This is a genomic window from Streptomyces platensis (genome assembly GCF_008704855.1).
GTDB lineage: Bacteria > Actinomycetota > Actinomycetes > Streptomycetales > Streptomycetaceae > Streptomyces > Streptomyces platensis.
Window position 1 is genome coordinate 5,705,148 of the sequence record NZ_CP023691.1, and the last position, 24,881, is coordinate 5,730,028.

19 protein-coding genes are annotated in these 24,881 nt (G+C 70.3%); 13 read left to right on the plus strand and 6 right to left on the minus strand.

Going from position 1 to position 24,881, the window contains the following annotated elements:
- Positions 1-97 precede the first annotated feature (97 nt).
- The 6 genes from typA to CP981_RS25415 all read left to right on the plus strand — a co-directional run bounded on the left by typA (position 98) and on the right by CP981_RS25415 (position 7,953).
- On the plus strand, positions 98-2,002 hold the full coding sequence (gene typA, locus CP981_RS25390) for a translational GTPase TypA (RefSeq protein ID WP_085925056.1): 1,905 nt from the start codon (positions 98-100) through the stop codon (positions 2,000-2,002).
- Between the two features lie 312 nt (positions 2,003-2,314).
- The gene (locus CP981_RS25395) at positions 2,315-3,934 is read left to right on the plus strand and encodes a peptide ABC transporter substrate-binding protein (RefSeq protein ID WP_085925057.1); all 1,620 of its coding nucleotides are present in this window, start codon (positions 2,315-2,317) and stop codon (positions 3,932-3,934) included.
- A gap of 40 nt (positions 3,935-3,974) precedes the next feature.
- A complete protein-coding gene (locus tag CP981_RS25400; protein ID WP_085925058.1) occupies positions 3,975-4,898 on the plus strand; it encodes an ABC transporter permease in 924 nt (307 codons plus the stop codon).
- Positions 4,891-5,871 carry an ABC transporter permease gene (locus CP981_RS25405; protein ID WP_085925059.1) on the plus strand — a complete coding sequence of 327 codons (981 nt, stop codon included), beginning with the start codon at positions 4,891-4,893 and terminating at the stop codon, positions 5,869-5,871. Before CP981_RS25400 ends, CP981_RS25405 begins: the two co-directional genes overlap by 8 nt.
- A gap of 11 nt (positions 5,872-5,882) precedes the next feature.
- Positions 5,883-6,902 (plus strand): ABC transporter ATP-binding protein, encoded by a 1,020-nt coding sequence (locus CP981_RS25410; protein WP_085925060.1) that lies wholly within the window; start codon positions 5,883-5,885, stop codon positions 6,900-6,902.
- Entirely contained in the window at positions 6,889-7,953 is a 1,065-nt protein-coding gene (locus CP981_RS25415) for an ABC transporter ATP-binding protein (protein WP_085925061.1), read from the plus strand. The genes CP981_RS25410 and CP981_RS25415 overlap by 14 nt, the downstream gene beginning before the upstream one ends.
- Positions 7,954-8,042: 89 nt before the next feature.
- On the opposite strand, the gene CP981_RS25420 is transcribed toward CP981_RS25415, so the two are convergent.
- The 5 genes from CP981_RS25420 to CP981_RS25440 all read right to left on the minus strand — a co-directional run bounded on the left by CP981_RS25420 (position 8,043) and on the right by CP981_RS25440 (position 14,305).
- A complete protein-coding gene (locus tag CP981_RS25420) occupies positions 8,043-9,182 on the minus strand; it encodes an ABC transporter ATP-binding protein (protein WP_085925062.1) in 1,140 nt (379 codons plus the stop codon).
- A gap of 12 nt (positions 9,183-9,194) precedes the next feature.
- The gene (locus CP981_RS25425; RefSeq protein WP_085925063.1) at positions 9,195-10,256 is read right to left on the minus strand and encodes an ABC transporter ATP-binding protein; all 1,062 of its coding nucleotides are present in this window, start codon (positions 10,254-10,256) and stop codon (positions 9,195-9,197) included.
- A gap of 10 nt (positions 10,257-10,266) precedes the next feature.
- Positions 10,267-11,238 (minus strand): ABC transporter permease, encoded by a 972-nt coding sequence (locus tag CP981_RS25430; RefSeq protein ID WP_085925064.1) that lies wholly within the window; start codon positions 11,236-11,238, stop codon positions 10,267-10,269.
- A gap of 129 nt (positions 11,239-11,367) precedes the next feature.
- Positions 11,368-13,167 (minus strand): ABC transporter substrate-binding protein, encoded by a 1,800-nt coding sequence (locus CP981_RS25435; protein WP_167536153.1) that lies wholly within the window; start codon positions 13,165-13,167, stop codon positions 11,368-11,370.
- Between the two features lie 103 nt (positions 13,168-13,270).
- Positions 13,271-14,305: an ABC transporter permease gene (locus CP981_RS25440; protein ID WP_085925066.1), complete on the minus strand. Its 1,035-nt coding sequence runs from the start codon at positions 14,303-14,305 to the stop codon at positions 13,271-13,273.
- Positions 14,306-14,790: 485 nt separating this feature from the next.
- On the opposite strand from CP981_RS25440, the gene CP981_RS25445 reads away from it, so the two are divergent.
- Complete coding sequence (locus CP981_RS25445) at positions 14,791-15,903, plus strand: hypothetical protein (RefSeq protein ID WP_244329784.1); 1,113 nt, start codon at positions 14,791-14,793, stop codon at positions 15,901-15,903.
- A gap of 136 nt (positions 15,904-16,039) precedes the next feature.
- Here CP981_RS25445 and CP981_RS25450 read toward each other — a convergent pair whose 3' ends face one another.
- Positions 16,040-18,229, minus strand: coding sequence for a S9 family peptidase (locus CP981_RS25450; protein ID WP_085925120.1), 2,190 nt, complete (start codon positions 18,227-18,229; stop codon positions 16,040-16,042).
- Between the two features lie 283 nt (positions 18,230-18,512).
- Between CP981_RS25450 and CP981_RS25455 the strand changes: the two genes are divergently transcribed.
- The 6 genes from CP981_RS25455 to CP981_RS25485 all read left to right on the plus strand — a co-directional run bounded on the left by CP981_RS25455 (position 18,513) and on the right by CP981_RS25485 (position 24,872).
- A complete protein-coding gene (locus CP981_RS25455) occupies positions 18,513-18,707 on the plus strand; it encodes a hypothetical protein (protein WP_006603310.1) in 195 nt (64 codons plus the stop codon).
- A 110-nt stretch (positions 18,708-18,817) separates the two neighbouring features.
- Entirely contained in the window at positions 18,818-19,804 is a 987-nt protein-coding gene (gene mshB, locus CP981_RS25460) for an N-acetyl-1-D-myo-inositol-2-amino-2-deoxy-alpha-D-glucopyranoside deacetylase (RefSeq protein ID WP_244329785.1), read from the plus strand.
- Positions 19,801-20,322 carry a DUF6113 family protein gene (locus CP981_RS25465; RefSeq protein WP_085925068.1) on the plus strand — a complete coding sequence of 174 codons (522 nt, stop codon included), beginning with the start codon at positions 19,801-19,803 and terminating at the stop codon, positions 20,320-20,322. Before mshB ends, CP981_RS25465 begins: the two co-directional genes overlap by 4 nt.
- 215 nt (positions 20,323-20,537) lie before the next feature.
- Positions 20,538-22,652 carry a hypothetical protein gene (locus CP981_RS25470; RefSeq protein WP_085925069.1) on the plus strand — a complete coding sequence of 705 codons (2,115 nt, stop codon included), beginning with the start codon at positions 20,538-20,540 and terminating at the stop codon, positions 22,650-22,652.
- Between the two features lie 371 nt (positions 22,653-23,023).
- The gene (locus CP981_RS25480; protein ID WP_244329786.1) at positions 23,024-24,256 is read left to right on the plus strand and encodes a sensor histidine kinase; all 1,233 of its coding nucleotides are present in this window, start codon (positions 23,024-23,026) and stop codon (positions 24,254-24,256) included.
- 10 nt (positions 24,257-24,266) lie between these two features.
- Positions 24,267-24,872: a response regulator transcription factor gene (locus CP981_RS25485; protein ID WP_085925122.1), complete on the plus strand. Its 606-nt coding sequence runs from the start codon at positions 24,267-24,269 to the stop codon at positions 24,870-24,872.
- Positions 24,873-24,881 lie beyond the last annotated feature (9 nt).

The following is a 24,881-nucleotide window of genomic DNA, read 5'->3' on the forward strand; positions in this document are numbered from 1 at the left end:
GTACGATGGGGTGAGGCCGTGGCTTCGTTATGCCCGGCGGGCGCGCGTACCGAATGGACGCGTCGCCACCCACGATTCCGGGAGAAGCGCCGCCAGTATGCCCACCCGCCACGACATTCGTAACGTCGCCATCGTCGCCCACGTCGACCACGGGAAGACCACCCTCGTCGACGCCATGCTCAAGCAGGCCGGTTCGTTCGCCGAACACGCCGCCGAGAAGCTCGACGACCGGATGATGGACTCCAACGACCTGGAGCGTGAGAAGGGCATCACGATCCTCGCCAAGAACACGGCGGTGAAGTATCACCCCAAGGACGGCGGGGACCCGATCACGATCAACATCATCGACACCCCCGGCCACGCCGACTTCGGTGGCGAGGTCGAGCGCGGTCTGTCGATGGTCGACGCGGTCGTCCTGCTGGTCGACGCCTCCGAGGGTCCGCTGCCGCAGACCCGCTTCGTGCTCCGCAAGGCCCTCGCGGCCCGGATGCCGGTCATCCTGTGCATCAACAAGACCGACCGCCCCGACTCCCGGATCGACGAGGTCGTCAACGAGACCTACGACCTGTTCCTGGACCTGGACGCGGACGAGGACCAGATCGAATTCCCGATCGTCTACGCCTGCGCCCGTGACGGCGTGGCCTCGCTGACCAAGCCGGAGGACGGCACCGTCCCGGCCGACAGCACCAACCTGGAGCCGTTCTTCACCACGCTCCTGGACTCCGTCCCGGCCCCGCAGTACGACGCGGACGCCCCCCTCCAGGCGCACGTCACCAACCTGGACGCGGACAACTTCCTCGGCCGTATCGCGCTGCTCCGCGTCGAGCAGGGTGAGCTGGCCAAGGGCCAGAGCGTCGCGTGGATCAAGCGGGACGGCACCATCGCCAACGTCCGCATCACCGAGCTGATGATGACCGAGGCGCTCACCCGCAAGCCCGCCGAGAAGGCCGGCCCGGGCGACATCTGCGCGGTCGCCGGTATCCCCGACATCATGATCGGCGAGACCCTCGCCGACCCGGAGAACCCGATCGCGCTGCCGCTGATCACGGTCGACGAGCCGGCGATCTCCATGACCATCGGTACCAACACCTCGCCGCTGGTCGGCCGGGGCGGCACCGGTAAGGGCGCGGACGCCAAGGCCGCGGTCAAGGACCGCAAGGTCACCGCCCGCCAGGTCAAGGACCGCCTGGAGCGCGAGCTGATCGGTAACGTCTCGCTGCGCGTCCTGGAGACCGAGCGCCCCGACGCCTGGGAGGTGCAGGGCCGCGGTGAGCTGGCGCTGGCCATCCTGGTCGAGCAGATGCGCCGGGAGGGCTTCGAGATGACCATCGGCAAGCCGCAGGTGGTCACCAAGCAGGTCGACGGCAAGACGTACGAGCCCGTCGAGCGCATGACCATCGACGTGCCCGAGGAGCACATGGGCGCCGTCACCCAGCTGATGGGTGTCCGCAAGGGCCGGATGGACAACATGTCCAACCACGGCTCCGGCTGGGTCCGCATGGAGTTCGTCGTCCCGTCCCGTGGCCTGATCGGCTTCCGTACGGAGTTCCTGACCAACACCCGCGGCACCGGTATCGCGCACTCGATCCACGAGGGCCACGAGCCGTGGTTCGGCACGCTGACCACCCGTAACAACGGCTCCCTGGTCGCCGACCGCGCCGGTGCCGTCACCGCCTTCGCGATGACGAACCTCCAGGAGCGCGGTGTGCTGTTCACCGAGCCCGGCACCGAGGTGTACGAGGGCATGATCGTCGGCGAGAACTCCCGCGCCGACGACATGGACGTGAACATCACCAAGGAGAAGAAGCTCACCAACATGCGCTCCTCCTCGGCCGACTCGTTCGAGGCGATCGTGCCGCCGCGCAAGCTGTCGCTGGAGCAGTCCCTGGAGTTCTGCCGCGACGACGAGTGCGTCGAGGTGACCCCGGAGGCCGTGCGTATCCGCAAGGTCGTCCTGGACCAGAAGGAGCGCGGCCGCACGGCTTCCCGCGCGAAGCGGTAACGGCTGCCGCCGGTATCCCGGCCTGAAACGATGGGGCGCCCCTCTGTGCGAGGGGCGCCCTTCGTCGTGGGTGGCCGGCTGTGTCGTCGCAGGCCGGTGGCGTTGTCGCGGGCCGGCGGCGTCAGTGGTCGGCGGCAGGCGGGCGGTATGGCTCCAGGGGGCGTCCCCGGGCGGCGCCCCCTCTCCCTCCCCGATCGGGCATCCGAGGGGTTTCTCAGGTTTCCGGAGCAGTGGCGGACGCCGCCGGAGTGCGGTAGGTCCGGCTTTGCGGTCTTATGTGGCCCTAGGCATGCTCCGGACTGAGGAGGCGTCATGCGGAGAGCCACGTGCGCGAAGTGGGGCGCATCCGCCGTCGCCGTCGCCCTCGTGGCCACGGGGTGCGGGGGCGGGAGCGGTGCGAGCCGTTCCGGTGTGGTCAGCGCCTCCTGGGGGGATCCGCAGAATCCGCTGGAGCCGGCGAACACCAATGAGGTCCAGGGCGGCAAGGTCCTGGAAATGCTGTTCCGCGGACTCAAGCGCTACAACCCGAAGACGGGCGCCGCGGAGAATGTGATCGCGGACCGGATCGAGACCAAGGATTCGCAGAATTTCACGGTGACACTGAAGGACGGCTGGACCTTCAGCAATGGGGAGAAAGTCACCGCCAAGTCCTTCGTGGACGCCTGGAATTATGGCGCGCTGCTGAGCAACAAGCAGAAGAACGCACCGTTCTTCCAGTACATCGACGGCTTCGCGCAAGTACATCCGGACACCGGGAGTCCGCGGGCCAAGACCCTGTCGGGGCTGGCGGTGAAGGACGACAAGACCTTCACCGTCAAGCTCAACCAGAAGTTCTCCACCTGGCCGGACACCCTGGGCTATGCGGCCTTCATGCCGCTGCCGCAGGCGTTCTTCCGGGACCACGACGCCTGGATCGGGAAGCCGGTCGGAAACGGGCCGTACACCGTGGACTCCTACGAAAAGGGGTCGGTGCTGCGGATGCGGAAGTGGGACAAATATCCGGGGGACGATCCGGCGCGCAACGGCGGAATCGATCTGCGGGTCTACACGGACAACAACACGGCCTATACCGATCTCCAGGCGGGCAACCTCGATCTGGTCGACGATGTGCCGGCCGCACAGCTGAAGAACGTACGGGCGGATCTGGGCGGCCGCTATATCAATCAGCCGGCCGGGATCATCCAGACCCTCGCCTTTCCCATGTACGACAAGCGGTGGGGGCGGCCGGGCGCGGAGAAGGTGCGCCGGGGCCTGTCGATGGCGATCGACCGGGACCAGATCACCCGGGAGATCTTCCAGAAGACCCGGACGCCCGCCACGGACTGGACCTCACCGGTGCTCGGGCCGAAGGGCGGCTACAAACCCGGGCTGTGCGGTGAGGCCTGTGAGTTCCACGCGGCCAAGGCGAAACAGCTGATCAAAGAGGGCGGCGGACTCCCCGGCGGCAGGGTCACCCTCGCGTACAACGCCGATACGGGCTCCCACAAGGACTGGATCGATGCCCTCTGCAACAGCATCAACAAGTCGCTGGGAGAGGACCAGGCATGTGTCGGGGCCCCCGTCGGAACCTTCGCCGACTTCCGCAACAAGCTCACCGCCCGGCGGATGAGCGGGCCGTTCCGGGCCGGCTGGCAGATGGACTATCCGCTGATCCAGAACTTTCTCCAGCCGCTGTACTACACCAACGCCTCCGCCAACGACGGCAAGTTCAGCAATGCCTCCTTCGACAAGCTGGTGAACCAGGCGAACGCGGAAACGGACCAGAAGAAGGCCGTCGCGACATTCCAGGACGCGGAGAAGATCCTCGCCACCCAGATGCCGGCCATTCCGCTCTGGTACCAGAACGGCAGCGGCGGCTATTCGGACCGGATCAGCAATGTCGCACTGAATCCGTTCAGCGTGCCGGTCTACGACGACATCAAGGTCAACTGACCGTGCCCACGGGCCGTGTGGCGAGGGAGGCCGGTGCGTCATGGGCCGCTATGTGATCCGCCGGCTGCTCCAGATGATCCCGGTGTTCATCGGCAGCACCTTCCTCATCTTCTTCATGGTGTACGCCCTGGGCGACCCCGTGGCCGCGATGTTCGGCGACCGGGCGCCCGACCCCGCCACCGCCGCGCAGATCCGCCGCGAGCTCTACCTCGATGCACCGCTGTGGAAGCAGTATCTGCACTACATGGGCCAGATCTTCCAGGGGAATTTCGGCACCGCCTTCAACGGCCAGCCGGTCACCGAGCTGATGGCCTCCGCCTTTCCCGTCACGCTGCGGCTGGCCCTGGTCGCCGTCGTCATCGAGATGCTGGTGGGCATCGTGCTGGGGGTGTTCAGCGGGCTGCGGCGCGGCCGGGACATCGACACCACGGTGCTGGTCCTCACCCTCGTCGTGGTGTCCATCCCGACCTTCGTCAGCGGCTATCTGCTCCAGTTCCTGTTCGGGGTGCAGTGGGCCTGGGCCGCGCCGTCCGTCGCCCCCGAGGCGCCGCTGAACGAACTCCTGCTGCCGGGGCTGGTGCTGGCGCTGGTCTCGCTCGCCTACGTCACCCGGCTGACCCGGACCTCGATCGCGGAGAACGCCCGCGCCGACTACGTCCGCACCGCCCTCGCCAAGGGCCTGCCCCGGCACCGCGTCATCACCCGCCATCTGCTGCGCAATTCGCTGATCCCGGTCGTCACCTTCATCGGCACGGACATCGGTGCCCTGATGGGCGGCGCGATCGTCACCGAGCGCATCTTCAACATCCACGGCGTCGGATACCAGCTCTACCAGGGCATTCTGCGGCAGAACTCACCGACCGTCGTGGGCTTCGTGACGATCCTGGTGCTGGTCTTCCTGCTCGCGAACCTCCTCGTCGACCTGCTGTACGCCGTCCTCGACCCGAGGATCCGCTATGCCTGAGTCCTACGTCCCCAAGGAAGCCATGGGCCACGGCGACGGCGGGTCCGCCGCACTGGCCATCGGCGAGGCGGAGTCGCTGGAACGGCGGCCCGGTGCGGCCCCGCCCGGCGCCGGGGCCCCCGTCGGCAAACCGCGCAGCCTGTGGAGCGACGCCTGGCACGACCTGTGCCGCAACCCGGTCTTCGTGCTCTCCGCGCTGGTCATCCTCTTCCTGGTGGTCATCGCGATCTGGCCGCAGCTGATCGCCACCGGCAACCCCTACCGCGCCGACCTCGCCAAGGCGCAGCAGGGCTCCCAGCCCGGCCACCCCTTCGGCTTCGACACCCAGGGCCGGGACGTCTACACCCGGGTCGTCTACGGCGCCCGCGCCTCCATCACCGTCGGCGTCTGCGCCACGACCGGTGCGGCGCTGCTCGGCAGCCTGCTGGGCGGACTGGCCGGGTTCTTCGGCGGCTGGGGCGACACCCTGCTCTCCCGGCTCGCCGACATCTTCTTCGGCATCCCGGTGATCCTCGGCGGTCTGGTCTTCCTCTCCATGGTCACCAGCACCACGGTCTGGCCGGTGGTCGGCTTCATCGTGCTGCTCGGCTGGCCGCAGATCTCCCGTATCGCCCGCGGCTCCGTCGTGACCGCCAAACAGAACGACTACGTCCAGGCCGCGCGGGCGCTGGGCGCGGGCAACCGGCGGCTGCTGCTGCGGCATATCGCGCCGAACGCCGTCGCGCCGGTCATCGTCGTCGCCACCATCGCCCTCGGCACCTTCATCGCGCTGGAGGCGACGCTCTCGTACCTCGGCGCGGGCCTGAAGCCGCCCACCGTCTCCTGGGGCATCGACATCTCCACGGCCTCCCCCTACATCCGCAGCGCGCCGCACATGCTGCTGTGGCCCGCGGGAGCGCTGAGCATCACGGTGCTGGCGTTCATCCTGCTCGGCGACGCGGTGCGCGACGCCCTCGACCCCAAGTTGCGCTGAGGAGCCGGAAGATGACGAACGAGGACGCGCGGTCCGCCGGCGCCGGTACGGCCCTGCTCGACGTGCGGGACCTACGGGTCGAGTTCCGTACCCGGGACGGCGTGGCCAAGGCCGTCAACGGCGTCAGCTACCGCGTGGCGCCCGGCCAGACGCTGGCGGTGCTCGGCGAATCCGGCTCCGGCAAGTCCGTCACCGCCCAGGCCGTGATGGGCATCCTGGACTCGCCCCCAGGACGCGTCACCGGCGGCGAAGTCGTCTTCCAGGGGCGCGATCTGCTCACCCTGCGCAAGGACGAACGGCGCAGGGTCCGCGGCGCGAAGATGGCGATGATCTTCCAGGACGCACTGTCCGCGCTGAACCCGGTGCTCAGCGTCGGCGCCCAGCTCGGGGAGATGTTCCAGGTCCACGAGGGGATGTCCCGTAAGGACGCCCGCGGCAGAGCCGTGGAACTGATGGAGCGGGTCGGCATCCCGGCGGCCAGGGAGCGGGTGGGCGACTATCCGCACCAGTTCTCCGGCGGGATGCGCCAGCGCATCATGATCGCGATGGCGCTGGCCCTCGGCCCGGACCTGATCATTGCGGACGAGCCGACCACTGCACTGGACGTCACCGTGCAGGCGCAGGTGATGGACCTGCTGGCCGAGCTCCAGCGCGAGCTGACCATGGGGCTGATCCTGATCACCCACGACCTGGGGGTGGTCGCCGATGTCGCCGACACCATCGCGGTGATGTACGCCGGCCGGATCGTCGAGACCGCCCCCGTCCACCAGCTCTACCGGGCGCCCGCCCACCCGTACACCCGCGGCCTGCTGGACTCCGTCCCGCGGCTGGACCAGAAGGGCCGGCGGCTGTACGCGATCAAGGGCATGCCGCCCAGCCTCACGGCCATTCCGCCCGGTTGCCCCTTCCACCCGCGCTGTCCGCTGGCCCAGGACATCTGCCGGACCGACCCGCCGCCGCTGTACGAGGCCGGACCCGGCCGGGCCAGCGCCTGCCACTTCTGGAAGGAGACCCTCCATGGCGCACGATGACGGCGGCGGCCCGGCAGCCGGCCCGGGGACCCCGATCCTGGAGATCCGCGACCTGGTCAAACACTTCCCGCTCACCCGGGGGGTGCTCTTCCGGAAACAGGTCGGCGCGGTCAAGGCCGTCGACGGGGTCTCCTTCGACCTCCACCAGGGCGAGACGCTCGGCATCGTCGGCGAATCGGGCTGCGGCAAGTCCACCGTCGCCAGGCTGCTGGTCGGCCTCGAACGTCCGACGTCCGGTCAGATCCGTTACCGGGGCGAGGACATCAGCACCCTCTCGGCCCGCGCCCTGCGGGCCGTACGCCGCAACATCCAGATGGTGTTCCAGGACCCCTACACCTCCCTGAATCCCCGGATGACCGTCGGCGACATCATCGGTGAGCCCTACGAGATCCACCCCGAGGCGGCCCCTAAGCGGGACCGCCGCAGAAAGGTCCAGGAACTCCTGGAAGTGGTGGGGCTCAACCCCGAGTTCATCCACCGCTATCCGCACCAGTTCTCCGGCGGCCAGCGCCAGCGCATCGGGATCGCCCGCGGCCTGGCGCTGCGCCCGGAGATCATCGTCGCCGATGAGCCGGTCTCCGCGCTGGATGTCTCGGTCCAGGCGCAAGTGGTCAATCTGCTGGAGGAGTTGCAGCGGGAGTTCGCGCTGTCGTACGTCTTCATCGCCCACGATCTGTCGGTCGTACGGCATATCTCCGACCGGGTCGCGGTGATGTACCTGGGCCGGCTGGCCGAGACCGGCACCCAGGAGCAGATCTACGACCACCCCACGCACCCGTACACCCAGGCCCTGCTGTCCGCCGTGCCCGTACCCGACCCGGACGCCCGCACCCACCGGGACCGCATCCTGCTGGCCGGCGATGTCCCGTCACCCGCGAACCCGCCCTCCGGCTGCCGCTTTCGCACCCGCTGCTGGAAGGCCCGGCAGCTGTGCACCGACGTCGTCCCGCCGCTGGACGTGCCCGAGGAGTTCCGCGGGACGGCGAGCCCGGCCGGGCACGCCTCGGCCTGCCACTTCGCGGAGGAGCGGCACGTGGTGCCGAGCGAGTAGCCGTACGGGCCGGAGGCCGTGCACGGCACCCGGAAACGCCAGGAGCCCGCCTCCCGTAGGGGAAGCGGGCTCCGGCTCCGGACGGAGGGTCACTCGGCCGTGTCGGTGTCCTTGGCCGCCGCGGACTCCTCGATCGCGGCCAGCGCCGGGTCGAGGATGATGTCCTCGCCGCGGGCCGCGGTCGTCGGCTCCTCGGGGAAGTGACAGGCGGTGAGGTGCCCGGCCCCGTTCCCGCCGATCTGCACGAGCGGCGGCTCCTCTGTGGCGCACTTGTCCTGCGCCTTCCAGCACCGCGTACGGAACCGGCAGCCGGAGGGCGGGTTGACCGGGGAGGGGACGTCACCGGCGAGGCGGATGCGCTCGCGGTCCTCCTCCTCGTTCTCCACCAGCTTGGCCTCGGGCACCGCCGAGAGCAGCGCGTGGGTGTAGGGGTGGCGCGGCCGGTTGTAGATCTCGTCGCGGCTCCCCACCTCCACGATCTTGCCGAGGTACATCACCGCGACCCGCTCGCTGAAGTGCCGCACGATCGCCAGGTCGTGGGCGATGAACAGGAACGCGATGCCCAGTTCCCGCTGGAGCTTCTGGAGCAGGTTGACGACCTGCGCCTGGATCGAGACATCGAGCGCGGAGACCGGCTCGTCGGCGACGATCAGCTTCGGCTCCAGGGCGAGCGCCCGGGCCACCCCGATCCGCTGGCGCTGACCGCCGGAGAACTCGTGCGGGAAGCGGTTGTAGTGCTCCGGGTTGAGACCGACGGTCTCCAGGAGTTCCTGGACCCGCTTCTCCCGGCCGCCGGGCGGGTTGATCCCGTTGATCTCCATCGGGCCGCCGATGATGGTGCCGACGGTCTGCCGCGGGTTCAGCGAGGCATACGGGTCCTGGAAGATCATCTGGATCTCGGAGCGGATCGGCGCCAGCTCCTTGCGGCCCGCGTGGGTGATGTCCCGGCCCGCGTAGGTGATCTTGCCGGAGGTCGGCTCCATGAGCCGGGTGAGCAGCCGTCCGGTGGTGGACTTGCCGCAGCCCGACTCACCGACCAGACCGAAGCTCTCACCGGCGTGCACGGTCAGGTCGACGCCGTCGACCGCCTGGACCGCGCCGACCTTCCGCTTGAACGGGAAGCCCCCGTGGATCGGGAAGTGCTTGGTGAGGCCCTCGGCGGTGAGCAGCGGCTCGCCCGGGGTGGGCGCGGCGTCACGGGGCGCCGGGAGGGTGACGTTCTCTGCCATGGTGATAGCTCCCTAGCCCAGCCGGGGCTTGATCTGCTCGGTGAAGAGGGTCTGCTTCTGCTCGGCACTCAGGTGGCACGCGGCGGCGCGCCCCAGCTCCAGCAGCGGCCGCTCGTCGGCGCAGCGGGCGCCGCCGACCTCGCCGGTGAAGCCGCAGCGCGGGTGGAACCCGCAGCCGGAGGGCGGGGTGAGCAGGCTCGGCGGCGTCCCGGGGATCGGGTGCAGCTCCTCGTGGACGTCCGAGCTGAGCCGGGGCATCGAGCTCAGCAGGCCCCAGGTGTACGGGTGCTGCGGCCGGCCGAGGATCTCCTTGACCGAGCCCCGCTCCACGGCGCGGCCCGCGTACATCACCAGCAGGTCGTCCGCGACGTTGGCGACCACGCCGAGGTCGTGGGTGATCAGGATGATCGCGGAGCCGAACTCCTGCTGGAGGTCCTTGAGGAGGTCCAGGATCTGCGCCTGGACGGTGACGTCCAGGGCGGTGGTCGGCTCGTCGGCGATCAGCAGCTGGGGGTTGCAGACCAGCGACATGGCGATCATCGCGCGCTGGCGCATACCGCCGGAGAACTGGTGCGGATAGTCGTCCACCCGCAGATTGGGCTGCGGGATACCGACCTTGGTCAGCATCTCGATGGCGCGCTGCCGGCCCTCGCGCTTGCTGGCGCCGGTGTGCTTGATGAACGGCTCCGCGATCTGCCGGCCGACCGTGTAGTACGGCGACAGGGCGGTCAGCGCGTCCTGGAAGATCATGGCCATCTTGTTGCCGCGGAGCTTCTCCAGGGTCTTCTCCCTGGCGCCGGTCAACTCCTGGCCGTCCAGCGTGATCTCGCCGGTGATCTCGGTGCTCTTGGGGTTGTGCAGTCCCAGCACGGCGAGGTTGGTGACGGACTTGCCGGATCCCGATTCGCCGACGATGCCGAGCGTCTGCCCGCGTTCGAGGTCGAAGGAGAGGCCGTCGACCGCCTTGACGATGCCGTCCTCGGTGGAGAACCGGACATGCAGGTCGCGGACGGAGAGGAAGGGGTCCGATCCGGCCGGGACCGGCGCGTCCTCGGTCTTGGTGAGTGTGGTCACTTGGGCTCTCCTAGGACAGGCGCACGCGCGGGTCGATGAGGGCGTACGTCGCATCCACGATGATGTTGAACACCAGGATCAGGGCGGCGCTGAAGATCAGCACGCCGAGGACCATGGGCAGATCGAGGGTGGTGACGGAGTTGATGGCCAGCCGGCCGAGGCCCGCCAGCGAGAAGGTGTACTCGGTGATCATGGCGCCGCCGAACAGCGAGCTCAGGTCGATGCCGAGGATCGTGACGATCGGGATCAGCGAACCGCGCCAGGCGTAGCGGAGGAAGACGTAACGCGCCGGCATGCCCTTGGCCTTGGCGGTGCGGACGTGCTCCTCCTGGAGCTGCTCGATCATCGTCGAGCGCGACATACGGGTGTACTGGGCGGTGAAGATCGTCGACATCACCAGCCACGGCAGCAGCAGGCCCATGAACCAGCCGCCCGGGTCGCTGGTGAGCTCCACGTACTTGGGCGAGGCCATGATGCCGCTGTAGACGAAGATGCCGAGGACGATCGGGCCCAGGATGTAGATCTGCACCGAGCTGAGCACCATGGAAGCGCCGGTGACCGTCTTGTCCAGCACCGAGCCCTTCTTCCAGGCGGCGAGCAGACCGGCACCGAGGCCGATCACCAGGAACGCGATCGCGCCGCCGACGGCCAGCGACGCCGTGGTGGGCAGCCGGTCCATCATCGTCGTCCAGACGTCCTGCTTGGTGGCGAAGGAGTAGCCGAAGCAGGGGGCGTTGCAGTGCCCGACGGAGTAGTCGCGGCCCGCGAAGATGCCGACGAGGAAGTCCCAGTACTGCGTCGGCAGGGGCTTGTCGAGACCGAGGTTCTGATGGATCAGGGCCACGTTGTCGGCGGTGCAGTTCTTGCCGCACGCCATCATGGCCGGGTCACCCGTGGCGAAGAACACGAAGAAGGTGAAGGCGCTCAGCAGGAGAAGGATGACGACCGCGCCGAAGATCCGGCGGAATAGAAAGGGAAGCATGGCAGTTCGCTGCTCTCAGGACGGCGGCTGTGGGGAGTGACGGAGTGGCGGGAAGGCCCCGGAGAGCGCACGCTCCGCCGTGCCGCGCGCTCTCCGGAACACCTTCCGGTGCTTGCTTCTGTGTGCGTCTTACTTCTTGAGGAACAGCGTGTTCACGTCCATGTAGTTGGTGTCGCTGTTGTAGCGGGCACCACCCACGTTGGAACCGTGCAGCTGGAGGGTCTTGGTGTAGAAGACCGGGGCGGCCGGGTTGACCTTCTCCACGATGTACTTGTGCAGCTTCTGCCACTCCGCGGTCTGCTGCTTGATGTCCGTGATCTTCTGGATGCGGTCGATCTCTTCGCTGATGTGCTTGTCACGGACGTGCGAGTAGTTGGCCGCGCCGTCCTGGATCTGACGGGGGTCGTACGACGGCGGGATGACGGTCGAGGCGTCCGCCCAGTCCTGGCCCCAGCCGGTCATGTAGATGTCGAAGCCGTTGTCGACCTTGCCCATCTGCTGGTACCAGGAGGCCGCGTCGACCTCCTTCTTCTGGACGTCGAAGCCGGCCTTGTTCAGGGCGTCCTCGATGACCGCGGCTTCCTTCTGGCGGATCTCGGTGTTGGAGTAGGCGTAGACGAGCTTCATGCCCGTCTTGCCGGCCTCCTTGAGGAGCTTCTTGGCCTTCTCCGGCTCACCGTTGGGGTGCGTGAGCTTGCCGTAGGGGTCGTAGCCCTTCTGGTAGCCCGCCACGGTCGGGGCGAGCAGACCGCCGGCGATCTCACCGCCGTAGCTGCCGCCGTTGATGCGGACGATCTGGGCGTTCGGCATGGCGTAGGTGATCGCATCGCGGATCTTCTTGTCCTTGATGCGGTCCATGTTCATGTTCATCTGCCAGACGTAGGGCTGGTAGCCCTGCACCAGGCGCTTGCTGGCGCTGGCGTTGTCCAGCACCTGCTTGGTCTGCGTCGGCTCCACCGCGTTGGTGAAGCTGATCGCGTTCTTGGACTCACCCTGGTCGGCCATCAGCCGCTTGGTGGAGTCCGAGAACTGGTGGTTGAAGGTGATGTCGAAGCCGTCGACGTACTGGTGCCGGGTCGGGTCCGTCTTCGGGTCCCAGTTGGTGTTGCGCACCAGCTTCGCGGACTTGCCCTCCTTGAAGGAGGCGAACTTGTACGGGCCGGCGCAGACCGGCTTGACGTCGTAGTTCTCCTTGGTGTCCTTCGCGCCCTCGGGGACCACGCTGTAGCCCGCCATGGCGAGTGCGTAGGGCACCTGCGACTGCGGCTTCTTGAAGTGGAAGACGACGGTCTTCTCGTCCGGGGTGTCCAGCACCGTCTTGGGCAGGTGGTCACCCTTGTACGGACCGTCCGGCAGCGCCTTGCGGTACGTGGTGCCCTCGCCCGACAGCCAGGTCTGCATGTAGGTCGGGCCGTCGGTGATGAACTTCGCGTACATCCGCTCGAAGGTGTGGCGGATGTCCTTCGAGGTGATCGGCTTGCCGTCCTCGAACTTTATGCCGTCCTTGAGCGTGTACTTCCACGTCTTGCCGCCGTCGGACATCTGGCCGGCGTCGGTGGCGAGGTCACCGACGACCGTCTTCTTGCCCGCGTCGTCCTGCTTGTACGTGGTCAGACCACGGAAGATCAGCTTGGACAGGTCGCCCAGGTCGCTGACGTACATCTGCGCCGGGTCCAGGTGGTTGAAGCTGTCACGCTGGAAGACACGCATGGTGCCGCCCTTGCGGGACCCCTTGACCTCGGCGGCCGGGCCGGTGGAGTCGGCGGCCGTGCCGAGCGCCACGGTCTTGGACTGCGCGGCGGCGTCCTTGTCCGTCTGGGACTTGTCCTTGCCGCTGCTGCCGCCGCTGCTGCATCCGGTGAGCGCGAGTGAACCGGCCGCCAGGGCCACGATCACGGCGCGTGCTCTGCGCGTAGATAGTGCGTTCATGAGGTTCCAAGCACCTGCCTGTCGGTTGTTGTCCAGATGTGCTGCCTGACGCAACCGGTACGAGCCCGGCCCGGGGGTGACAGCGCCCCCCTCATGTGGACGATCAGCGCCCGGACTTGGGATCGAAGGCGTCCCGGACCGAGTCCCCGAGCAGGTTGAAGCACAGCACGAAGATCACCATCGCGGCGCCGGGGAAGAGAAGGAAGGTCGGGTCGTTCTCGTAGACCATGCCGGCCGTGTGGAACAGCCGCCCCCAGTCCGGGGTCGGTTCCATGATGCCGACGCCCAGGAAGGACAGGCCGGCCTCCGCCGTGACGAACAGCGGGAGCATGTAGGTGGCCTGCACCAGGATCGGCGTGACCACGTTGGGCAGCAGTTCCTTGCGGATGATGCGCCAGGGAGAGGCGCCGGTGATCTTCGCGGCCTCGACGAACTCCCGCTCACGCAGGGACAGCACCTGGCCGCGCAGCAGACGGGCCAGACCCATCCACCCCAGTGCCCACTGCACCAGGATGAGCGCGACCACCCGCACATAGGTCGGGGTCTCGTCGCCCGGCGGGATGAAGAACGCCACGACCACGGGCATGAAGGCCACGAAGGTCAGCTGGCTGGGGAAGGCGAGCAGGAAGTCGATGATCCGGCCCAGCCAGTAGTCGGTCCGGCCGCCCACATAGCCGGCCGTGACGCCCAGGAGGGTGCCGGTGATGACCACCAGGATGGTCACGGCCACCGAGATGCCCAGGGACGTCCGCATGCCGTAGATCAGGGACGTGAACAGATCGCGGCCGAGGGCCGGTTCGATGCCGAACCAGAAGTCCCCGGAGATACCGCCGTTGGCACCCATCGGATAGCCGAACTCGTCGAAGAGGCTCGGGTCCTCGTTGCCGTAGAAGGTGTACGGGTTCTTGCCGTACAGCGAGGCGATCACCGGAGCCAGCGCGGCCACGACGAAGAAGGCCAGCACAATGACCGCGCAGATGACGCCCGTGCGGTCGCGCTTGAAGCGCCGCCACATCAGTTGGCCGGGGGAACGGCCAACGAGCTCACCGTCCTTGCCGTCCTTCGTCTTCTTCAGACCCTTGGAATCAAGTCCGGGTGGATCGGACTTGGTTGCCGCGGTCTGGGATGGACTAGTCATCGCGAAGTGCCCCCGCGCCGAGTTCTCTTGGAACGTGAAGCGGCACCTGGTCGCACCGCTGGATGAGCGGACTTTCGCAAGTGATTTATGGCGGAGTCAAGGGGATCGGGTGTGCTCGTGAACAGGTCGTCTACTTCTTGAGCGAAGATTGCGCAGATCGACGCCCGGGCGTGCTTGACAAGGGTCCGCGATATGCGGCATGGGGGACATATCGCCATCAACTTCTTTAACATGAAGGCAACTTCACTGTCGCAACACCGATATACGGACGCGCCATGATGAACAACGTACGGCCGTGCGGGTGCCGTAGACCGGCCGGGACGCCCGAGGGCGCCCCGGCCGGTTGCTGCTTTGTCCGGGTTTCACCCGTGGCCCGGCCGGCTCTGTTGTCGCCGGGCCGGGACTCGAGTAGACCTGCGGGGACACCTCCCCTGCGGGGTGCCATGGACGACTCGGGTACTTCGACACGGACGGGGGGGCGAGCCGTGTCCACAGTGCGGGACAGCGTTCTCACCCGCGGCGCGCGCGGCCTCGGCGCACTGGTCTGCCTGCTGCTCGCGCTGATCGGCGTGGGCTGGATCATCCGCGACCTGGCCATCGCTCAGCACAGTGCGGACGTAGGGCGATTGTGGCTCGGGGAGGCGCCCCGACCAGGGGAGTTCACCGCCTGGGCCACCTCGGCGCTCGACCCGCTGCTGGTGCTCGGCGCGCTCGTCGTCGCGGTCGCCGCCCTGCGCACCGCCGTCGCCTCGACCCTGGTCACCGGCGCTCTGCTCTCCCTGGCGGCCGCCACCGCACTGCTGCGGATCCCGCTGGTGTGGATGCTGGGCGCGGGCTGGCTCCAAGGGCTGGACAGCGGTCTCATGGCGCGGGCGCGGCTGACCGCCCTGGTCCAACTCGCCCTGGCGATCGCGCTGATCATGGTGTGCGCGGCGGGGCGGCGGCGGGACGGGACCGGCGGTCGCGGGGCGCACGGCCTGCCGGCACCGGAGTCCGCGCCCTACGGAGTGGTCCGTGCGGTGCCCTTGGCGGCGGGCCCCGGGGCGCCCGGCAGCCCGTTCAAGGGGCCGGCCGTCACCGTCGCCGTCCTCCTGGGCGCCGCCGGAATCGCCGTCACCGGCTGGGAGATCCACTGGTGGGCGCAGCTCGGCGGGGAGATCTACGCCAAGGGGCTGTTCGGCGACGCCTCCGTCTTCCGCGCGCTGCTCCAGCCGCCGGTGCACTGGCAGGCGGTGGCGCTCGCGCTGCTGGCCCTGGGTGCGGGGGCCGCCGCACTGCGCCGGACGGTCTGGTCCCGGCCTGCGGCACTGACCGCCGCTGCCCTGCTGTGCGTGCACGGAGCCGTGGCACTCGCCTTCGCCGGGCACACCGGGAAGCTGGGCCGCTTCGCCGTGCTGCCCGTCCGGGCCCAGCTGGAGCTGGGCACCGCGGGCTTCGTGGTGGCCGCCGGACTGGCCGCGCTGATCGCGGCGGCCCGGCCCGGCGTCCCGGCGGCGGTCCCGGACACGGACGCGGCGCTGGCGTACGGCGCCGCCCCGGGCGAGGCGCGGCCGCCGCACGCCCCGCCCCCGCCGTCCACGCTCCCGCCCGGCTGGTGAGACGGGCCGGGGGCGGAGGGCTTGAGGGGCGGAGGGCTTAGGGGGCGGGCGAACAGATCCCGTAGGGGGTGCGGGTGCCCCCTGCGGAGCCACAACGGGGCAAGGGGGAAGGGTATTCCCGTGGTCGGTCCCCTGGTCAGTCCCGCATCCCCAACGACCGCTTGAGGAAGTCGACCTGGAGCAGCAGCAGGTTTTCGGCCACCTGCTCCTGGGCCGCCATATGCGTCACCCCGGACAGCGGCAGCACCTCGTGCGGACGGCCCGCCGCCAGCAGCGCCGAGGACAGCCGCAGCGAATGGGCCACCACCACGTTGTCGTCCGCGAGGCCGTGCACGATCAGCATCGGACGGTGCGGCTGCACGGCTCCGGACAGCCCCGCGTCCGTGATCAGCGAGTTCTCCGCATAGACCGCCGGTTCCTCGTCCGGGTGGCCGAGGTAGCGCTCCTGGTAGTGGGTGTCGTACAGCCGGAGATCGGTGACCGGCGCGCCCACCACCGCCGCGTGGAAGACATCGGGCCGGCGCAGCGCGGCGAGCCCGGCGAGATAGCCGCCGAAGGACCAGCCGCGGATGGCCACCCGCTCCATATCCAGGGGAAAGGATCCGGCCAGCGCCTGGAGGGCATGGACCTGGTCGTCCAGGGCGTACTCCGCGAGCCGCCGGGAGACCGACTTCTCCCATGCGGGGGAGCGGCCCGGGGTGCCCCGGCCATCCGCGACGATCACCGCGAAGCCCTGGTCGGCGAACCACTGCGAGGTCAGATGGGCGTTGTGCGCGGCCACCACCCGCTGGCCGTGCGGACCGCCGTACGGGTCCAGCAGCACCGGCAGCGGACCGTCGCCCTCCTGATAGCCGTCCGGCAGCAGCACGGCACACGGGATCTCCCGTTCCCCGGCCAGGACGAGACGGGGGCGGGCGGTCAGGGACGGCTGCTCGGCGTGCGAACCGATCGTGGCGAGCACCTTCTCCCCGCCGTCGGCATCCAGCCGCACCACCTCCACCTGGGTGCCGGGCCGCTCCAGCGACGCCTGGGACAGCACGGTCAGCGCCCCGCCGCGCACCGCGGAGGACACCGTCGCATACGGGCGCTCGCCCACCCGCTCCCAGCCGCCCTGGTCACCGCTGCCGCGGAACCAGGCGCGGTAGACGCCGATGTCGTGCATATCGGTGCCGCTCGCGGAGAACAGGACATCGTCCTCGCCGATGTCCAGGACGGCCCGGACATGCAGCGGCGCCCCGGTCAGCGGCCGGTCGCCGACGAACAGCTTGCGCGCACCGCCCTCGTCCGCGATCCGCACCAGCCGGCCGTCCGGCGTCCAGGCCGGCACCCCGGGGAACGGCTCGACCCACGCCTCGTCCTCGTCCTCGTGCACCGTCCGGGTCGCGCCGGTCGTGGTGTCGACGGTCAGATAGCGCTGGTCGCGCTGGTCGCGGGCCTGTACGAGCAGCAGCGGCGGCCCGGCCGCGGACCAGTGGACGCGCGCCAGATAGGGGTAGCGCTCGGTGTCCCAGACGATGTCGGTGCGGGTGCCGTCCAGGCCGAGCAGGGTGAGGGTGACCTCGGCGTTGCGGGTGCCGGCCGCCGGGTAGGCGACCCGGGTGGGCTCCCGGTCCGGATGGGCCGGGTCGGAGATCCACCAGCGCCGCACCGGCGCCTCGTCGACCCGCGCGGCCAGCACCGCGTCGCTCTCCGGCGACCACCAGAAACCCCGGTAACGCCCCATCTCCTCGGCCGCGATGAACTCCGCGAGCCCCCAGGTCACCTCGGGCCCGTCGGGCTCGGCCAGCACCCGGTCCGCCCGCCCGCCGGCCGCCGCGCCGCCGTCGCCCTCGTCCGACGTCGCGGCGCCGTCCACCGGCACCACCCGCAGCCGCCCGTCCGCCACGAAGGCCACCTGCCGGCCGTCCGGTGACGGCCGGGGGTCCACCACCGGCCCCTGGACCGGGAGTTCACGGGTGGTGCCGGCGCGCAGCTCGGAGACGAACAGCCGCCCCGAGAGGGTGAACGCCGCCAACTCCACGGCGGAGTCCGTCGCATAGCCGACGATGCCCGCCGAGCTCTCCCGGCTGCGCTCGCGGCGGGCCCGCTCCTGCGGGGGCAGGTCCTCGTCCGCACCGGCCAGCAGGGCCTGCGGGTCGGCGGCCGGGAACTCCCGTCCCTCTTCCAGGTCGAGTACCCACAACTGCTGGCTGCGGTCGGTGCCCGCACCGGAGCGGAGGAAGGCGACGCGCGCGCCGTCGGGGGAGAGGGCGTAACTGCGCGGGGCGCCCAGGGTGAAGCGCTGCGTACGGGCGTACTGCCGCGGGAACGAAGGCTGTCCGGTCATGGTGCCGAGCCTAGGGGGTTTCGCACCGGTCAGGGCAGGGACGGAGCCACCGGGTCCGGCCACGACGGCGGACCGGCTCACCCCGGTCGCGCTCGTGAAGATCATGTGCGCCCCCGCTCTGCTTCCGTGCTCCGACTTATGCGCTAGCGCGGAAAGTTATGATCCCTTGCGCGTAGTGGGTACGGGGTAAAGAGCCCTTGGCATACCCGGGTGCGCGGGTCGTGAAGTCGGTCCGGGCACCCTCAACTCTGTCCGGACCGTATGTACTTGGAGGTGAGCCGCCGTGGCACTCTCGATTTCGGCGGTGGTGCTGCTGGCGATCATCGTCTTCTTGCTTGTCAAGAAGTCTGGACTGAAGGCCCCGCATGCGTTGGTCTGCATGCTGCTGGGCTTCTATCTGGCCAGCTCGTCCATCGCCCCGACGATCAAGCAGCTGACGACGAACGTCGCCGGCATGCTCGGGAACATCAAGTTCTGAGCCGCCCCCGACCGGGCCCGCCCGTGGTGGGCCCGTCCGCCGGCCGGGCACCCGGGTGGCGGACGGGATCGCCTGCGGGCGGCGGACGGGGTGGCTCGTAGGCTGTCGGCATGACCGATCAGCCCGCCCGTCCCCCGCAGCCACCCGCCGAGGGGAGCGCCTCGCCCGCCGCCTTTTCCCGGCGGCTGCTGCTGGTGCATGCGCACCCCGACGACGAGTCGATCAACAATGGCCTGACCATGGCCAAGTACGCCGCCGAGGGCGCGCTGGTCACCCTGGTGACCTGCACTCTCGGCGAGGAGGGCGAGGTCATCCCGCCCGAGCTCGCCGCGCTCGCACCGGACCGCGACGACACCCTCGGCCCGTACCGCGCCGGTGAGCTGGCCGCCGCGATGGCGGCCCTGGGTGTCACGGACCACCGCTTCCTCGGCGGGCCGGGCCGCTACCGGGACTCCGGGATGATGGGCGCTCCCCAGAACGACCGGCCGGACGCCTTCTGGCAGGCCCCGCTCGACGAGGCGGCCGGTGAACTGGTGGCCGTGATCCGGGAGGTCCGGCCGCAGGTCCTGGTCACCTATGACCCGAACGGCGGGTACGGCCACCCCGATCACATCCAGGCGCACCGCGTCGCCATGCGCGGTGCCGAGCTGGCCGCACGGGCGGACTTCCGGCCGGAGCTGGGCCGGGCCCATGAGATCGCCAAGATCTACTGGAACTGCAACCCCCGGTCGGTGGTCGAGGAGGGTTTCGCGCGGCTGCGCGCGGCCGGCCACAGCTTCCCCGGGGTGGCCACCGTCGACGATGTGCCGGGCGTGGTACCGGACTCCGAGGTCACGGCGTCCCTGGCCGGCGACCCCGAGTACGCGGTCGCGAAGTCCGCGGCGATGCGGGCGCACTACACCCAGATCGCGGTGGACGGGCCGTTCTTCGCGCTCTCCAACGACTTGGGGCAGCCGCTGTTCCGCACGGAGCACTATCAGCTGGTGCACGGCGTCCCGGGCGCCGCGGCGGGGGTCCGGGAGGACGATCTCTTCGCGGGTATCGGCGAAATGGTGGGTATGGAGGAGAGTGCCCGGATTGAGGAGGCGGCGGAATGAGCACGGCGAAGGGCGGCGGGAACGCCGGTGAGGGAAACGGCGGCGCGGCTTCCGGCAAGGGAAAGCGGTCGCGCGCGGGCGGAACGTCCGGTATGCCGTCCGGTGCCCCCGTGGCGCCGCCGGCCGGTTCCGTGCCGGCCGCGCCGCTGACGGTGGGACGGGTCGGCATATATGTGCTGCTTCTGGTCGCGGGCGTGCTGGTGGCCGGTGCCGGAACGCTGGTGCAAGCGGCCTGGTTCCCCGGCGGTTTGGCGCTGGCCCTGGCCGGTGTCGGCGGCCTGTTCTACGGGGGCGGCCGGGCGACCGGCACCTCCGCGGGCGTGCTGGTGCCCGGCGCGGCCTGGCTGGTGACCGTGTTCCTGCTGCTCAGCAACGTCCGGCCGGAAGGTGACTTTCTCTTCGGCGCGGGGCTCGGCTCGTACATCTTCCTGCTGGGCGGCATCGTGGTCGCTGTGATCTGCGCCACCGCCCAGCAGATGCGTCCGACGGGCGTCCGGCCCGGCCGAGTTGGCGGATGACGTGGTCCAAACCGGGACGGATGCCGTGCCGGTCCGGGTGAACGAACGGGGTCCCGGGGGTTCGCCCGGGGCGGGGGTGTTCGTACGCTCCCCGGGTGGCCGCCCGCGGCGGACAGTATGGTGGTGCGCGCCGTCGCGCCGCCCTGGGGGCACCTCCCGGCCTGTGGCCGGGGATCATCTCTGACGAGCGGCGGAGCCAACCGGGAGAACCTGCTTTGAGTCGTGAATCTGACAGTTCGTCCTCCGGCCCCCAGGGCCGTGGCGGAGCCGCGTACCCGTCCGGGACGCCGCCGTACGGCTCGCCCAGGGGAGAGGCCGGCGACACACCGGCGTCCGGTGCCGCGGCGCAGCCGGAGGAGCCCAAGACCGAGACCACGCTGACGACGCGGATCAAGATCAACATTCCGGGGTCGCGCCCCATCCCGCCGGTCGTGGTGCGCAAGCCCGTCGGTGAGGAGGCCGGCATGAACGGATCGGCTGGTTCCGGCGGTTCCGCCGGATCCCGCGGCACGTCCCGCCCCGCCGAGCGGAACGCGGAGCGTACGGCGAACACGCCCCGGCCCGGCGGTCCGGCGGACGAGGCCCCCGCGGGCGGCCCGCCCGAGAAGACCAGCGACTGGTTCGCCCCGCGCAAGCCGCAGGGCGGCGCCGGTGCGTCCTCGTCCACCGGCTCCCACGCGGTGCCGCCCACCCCGGGCGGTGCCACACCGCCGCGCGCCCCGTCGGGTGCCAAGCCGCCGCAGCGCCCGGACCTGCCGTACTTCTCCGACAGCCAGGCACCGCAGGAAGGCGCCTCGCCGTTCGACGGCGGTGCCCGGCCGGGCGGCGGCTCGCCGTTCGACGGCGGCCCGGGTGCCGCCGCCTCGCCCTTCGACGGGGCGGCGCCCGGCGGCGGTACGCCGTTCGACGACCCCGCCGCTCCCGCCCGCGACCACTCCCCGTTCGACGCCCCGGCGGGCGGCCCGAGCGGCCCGACGACCGGGCCCGCGCGCGGCAATGCGGCGCTCAACCTCCCGCCCGGCTTCAGCGACCCCGGCACCGGCGGCACGCCCCGGATCGACGACACCGCGGAGCTCACCCCGCAGCCGCCGGCGCCGCTCGCCGGGCCGGGCAGCGGTCTCGGCGGCGGCGTCACCGGCGGACTGCCCACCGCCCCCAAGGGCAAGCGCGGCCCGAAGGCCCCCCAGGGCGGCGGGCCGGGCGGCGCTCCCGGCGGCCGCGGCCGGGTGTCCGGCGACACGCTGGTCAGCGGCATCCCGAAGATCCCCGGCGACGAGAAGCCGTCGTCCCCGTCGCCGTTCGCACAGGCCCCGGTCGGTGAGGGCGACAGCGCCGCCCCCAAGCCGCGGCCCAAGATCCCCGAGCCGATCAACCCGCCCAAGAAGGGCCGCAACAAGCTCGTTCTCGTGGGTGTCGGCGTCGTGGTGCTGGCCGGTGTCGCCTACGGCGCCGGGCTGCTGCTCGACCACGCCGATGTACCCAACGGCACCACCGTGCTCGGGGTGGACATCGGCGGCACCACCAAGGAAGAGGCCGTCAAGAAGCTGGAGACGGCGCTCAAGGACAGCCGTACCGCGCCGCTCAAGCTCACCGTCGACGGGAAGCCCGCGACCCTCCGGCCCACCACGGCGGGTCTGGACATCGACCCGCAGGCGACCGTGCGCAGGGCGGCCGGCCGGGACTACAACCCGGTCTCCGTCATCGGCTCGCTGGTCGGCGTGCACCGCACCGCCGAGCCCGCGGTGGTCGTCGACGACGAGAAGCTGCAGATCGCCCTGGAGAACGCCACCGGGCCCGGGGGTGCCGCCGAGGACGGCGGGATCACCTTCGAGAACGGCAAGGCGGTGCCGCACTACGGCGCGCCCCACAAGGCGATCGATGTGGACGCGTCCAAGAAGAAGGTCACCGACGCCTACCGCAAGCGCGCCGCGACCGGCACCGACGCCCCCGTGGTGCTGGCCGCCGGAACCCAGCAGCCGCAGGTCAGCAAGGCCGCGGTGGACAAGGCGCTGAAGCAGTTCGCCGAGCCCGCGATGTCCGGCCTGGTGACGGTCCGTACGGACGCGGCGCACACGGTCTCCTTCAGCCCGCAGAAGTCCATCCCGAAGTTCCTGTCGTTCAAGATCATCAACGGCGCTCTGGTGCCCTACTACGACCGGCCGGCTCTCAAGCAGCTCTACGGCGACACCTTCAACGGCGTCATGGTCACCAAGGGCGACGGCTCCAAGCACCCGGTCAGCGTCGAGGAGGTGGCGAGCGCGGTCGGCAAGGCCCTCCAGGGCACCAGCCCGGCCGAGCGGGTCCAGACCATCGACACCCACGGCAACTGACCGCCGTACCACGCGATATCGCAGGTGAGAGGCCCCCGCAGGGCGTCTGCCCGGTCACCCCGGGAAGACCCCTGGGGGGCCTCCCTCATGACGGATGTCATGGGGGAGTGCTGACAGCCGGCACTGTCGCGCAGCGTGCGGAGGCCGCAAGCTGAACGACATGACGAGCACAGCGGCCACCGCCGACCCCACCACCGCCGCGCCGGCGGAGCGAACACCCGTGGTCAGCTTCCGGCAGGTCAGCACGAGTTACGGCGCGGTGCGCGCGGTCTGCGACCTCGACCTGGAGAGGACATGGCCATCCCGGCCGGCTATCTGCTGGTCTTCACCGCCGGCGCGGCCGGCCTGTAGCGCAAGGACACCCACAAGGCGTGAGACGCACGACGAGGAAACGTGAGCCGGCGGACCGCAGTCCCGTGCTGATCGGGCAGCCGCCCCGCACCCGCCGCCAGGCGCTCGGCAAGACGGTGTGGATCTCCCTCTGGCTGCTGTATCTGGCCGGCCCGGTGAGTGCGCTGCTGCGGCCCGGCGTCCCCACCGCCGAGCGGATCTGGGGCTGCCTCGGGCTCACGCTCTTCGTGCTCTGCTACTTCGTCCTGGTCTTCCGCCACATCTGGGGCGAGCGGACCCGCTCGGTGATCTACGGCTGCCTGGCGCTGCTGCTGGTGCTGTCCACGGTGCTGTCCTGGACGCTGGACTCCTCCTGGCTGGTGCTGTTCATCTTCACCAGCGTGGGCTGCGGAGTGGTGCTGCCCTGGAAGCTGTCGCGCTGGTCCATCCCGCTGGTCGCCGTGGTGCTGCTCGTCGTCGGCGCCCGCGATCCGGACATCCGCGGCTACTACCTCTTCGCCTACGCACTGCCCGCGCTGGGCTGCGGTTTCATGATGGTCGGCGTGCAGTACCTGATCCACACGTCCAGGGAACTGCGCGCCGCCCGCGAGGAGGTCGCCCGCCTCGCCGCCAACGACGAACGGCTGCGGCTCTCCCGCGATCTGCACGACCTCCTCGGCCACTCCCTCTCCCTGATCACGCTCAAGAGCGAGCTGGCCGGCCGGATGCTGCCCGACCGGCCGGCCGACGCCGCCCGGCAGGTCGCCGACATCGAACAGGTCAGCCGGCAGGCGCTGCTCGATGTGCGGGAGGCGGTCTCCGGCTATCGCCGGCCCCGGCTCGCCGTCGAACTGGCCGGGGCGCGGGCCGCGCTGCGCACCGCGGGCGTCACGGCCGTCGTCGACCCGGCCCTGGAGGACGAGTACCGCGGGCTCGCCGCCGACGGGGAGGGCGCCCTGGCCTGGGCTCTGCGCGAGGCCGTCACCAACGTCATACGCCACAGCGGTGCCCGCCGCTGCGAGCTGCTGCTCACCGAGGAGTGGGCGGCCGACGGGCGCCGCTGCCTGTGCCTGACGGTGCTCGACGACGGCACCGGCCCGCCCCGCGCCCAGCAGGACGGCAACGGCCTCAGCGGTCTGCGCGAGCGCCTCGCCCTGGCGGACGGCCGGCTGGAGACCGGCCCCGCCCCACGCGGCCGCGGCTTCGCGCTGCGCGCCCGCGTCCCCCTCAGCGGCTCCACCACGGAGCCCGCACCGTCCCTCCGAACCCCATAGGGTGACCCGCATGATCAGAGTGCTGCTGGCGGAGGACCAGTCGATGGTCCGCGAGGCGCTGGCCGCGCTGCTGTCGCTGGAGGACGATCTGGAGGTCGTCGCCCAGGCGGCGCGCGGCGACGAAGTCCTCCCCGCCGCACGGGAGCACGCGGTGGACGTCGCCCTCCTGGACATCGAGATGCCCGGACTGAACGGACTGGACGCCGCGGCCGCACTGCGCGACGCACTGCCCGCGGTCAAGACCGTCATCCTCACCACCTTCGGCCGCCCCGGCTATCTGCGCCGCGCCATGGAAGCCGGCGCCGACGCCTTCCTGGTCAAGGACGCTCCGGCGGCCCGGCTCGCCGACGCGATACGGCGCGTGCTGCGCGGCGAGCGGGTCATCGACCCGGCGCTGGCGGCGGCCGCGCTCGCCGACGGCGCCAGCCCGCTGACCGAGCGCGAGCGCGAGGTGCTGCTGACGGCCGCCGACGGCGCCACCAACGCCGACATCGCCGCCACGCTCCAGCTGTCCCCGGGCACGGTCCGCAACTACCTCTCCACCGCCATCCAGAAAACGGGCGCCCGCAACCGCACCGAGGCGGTCCGCACGGCCCGCGACAAGGGCTGGCTGTAGCCCGACGGG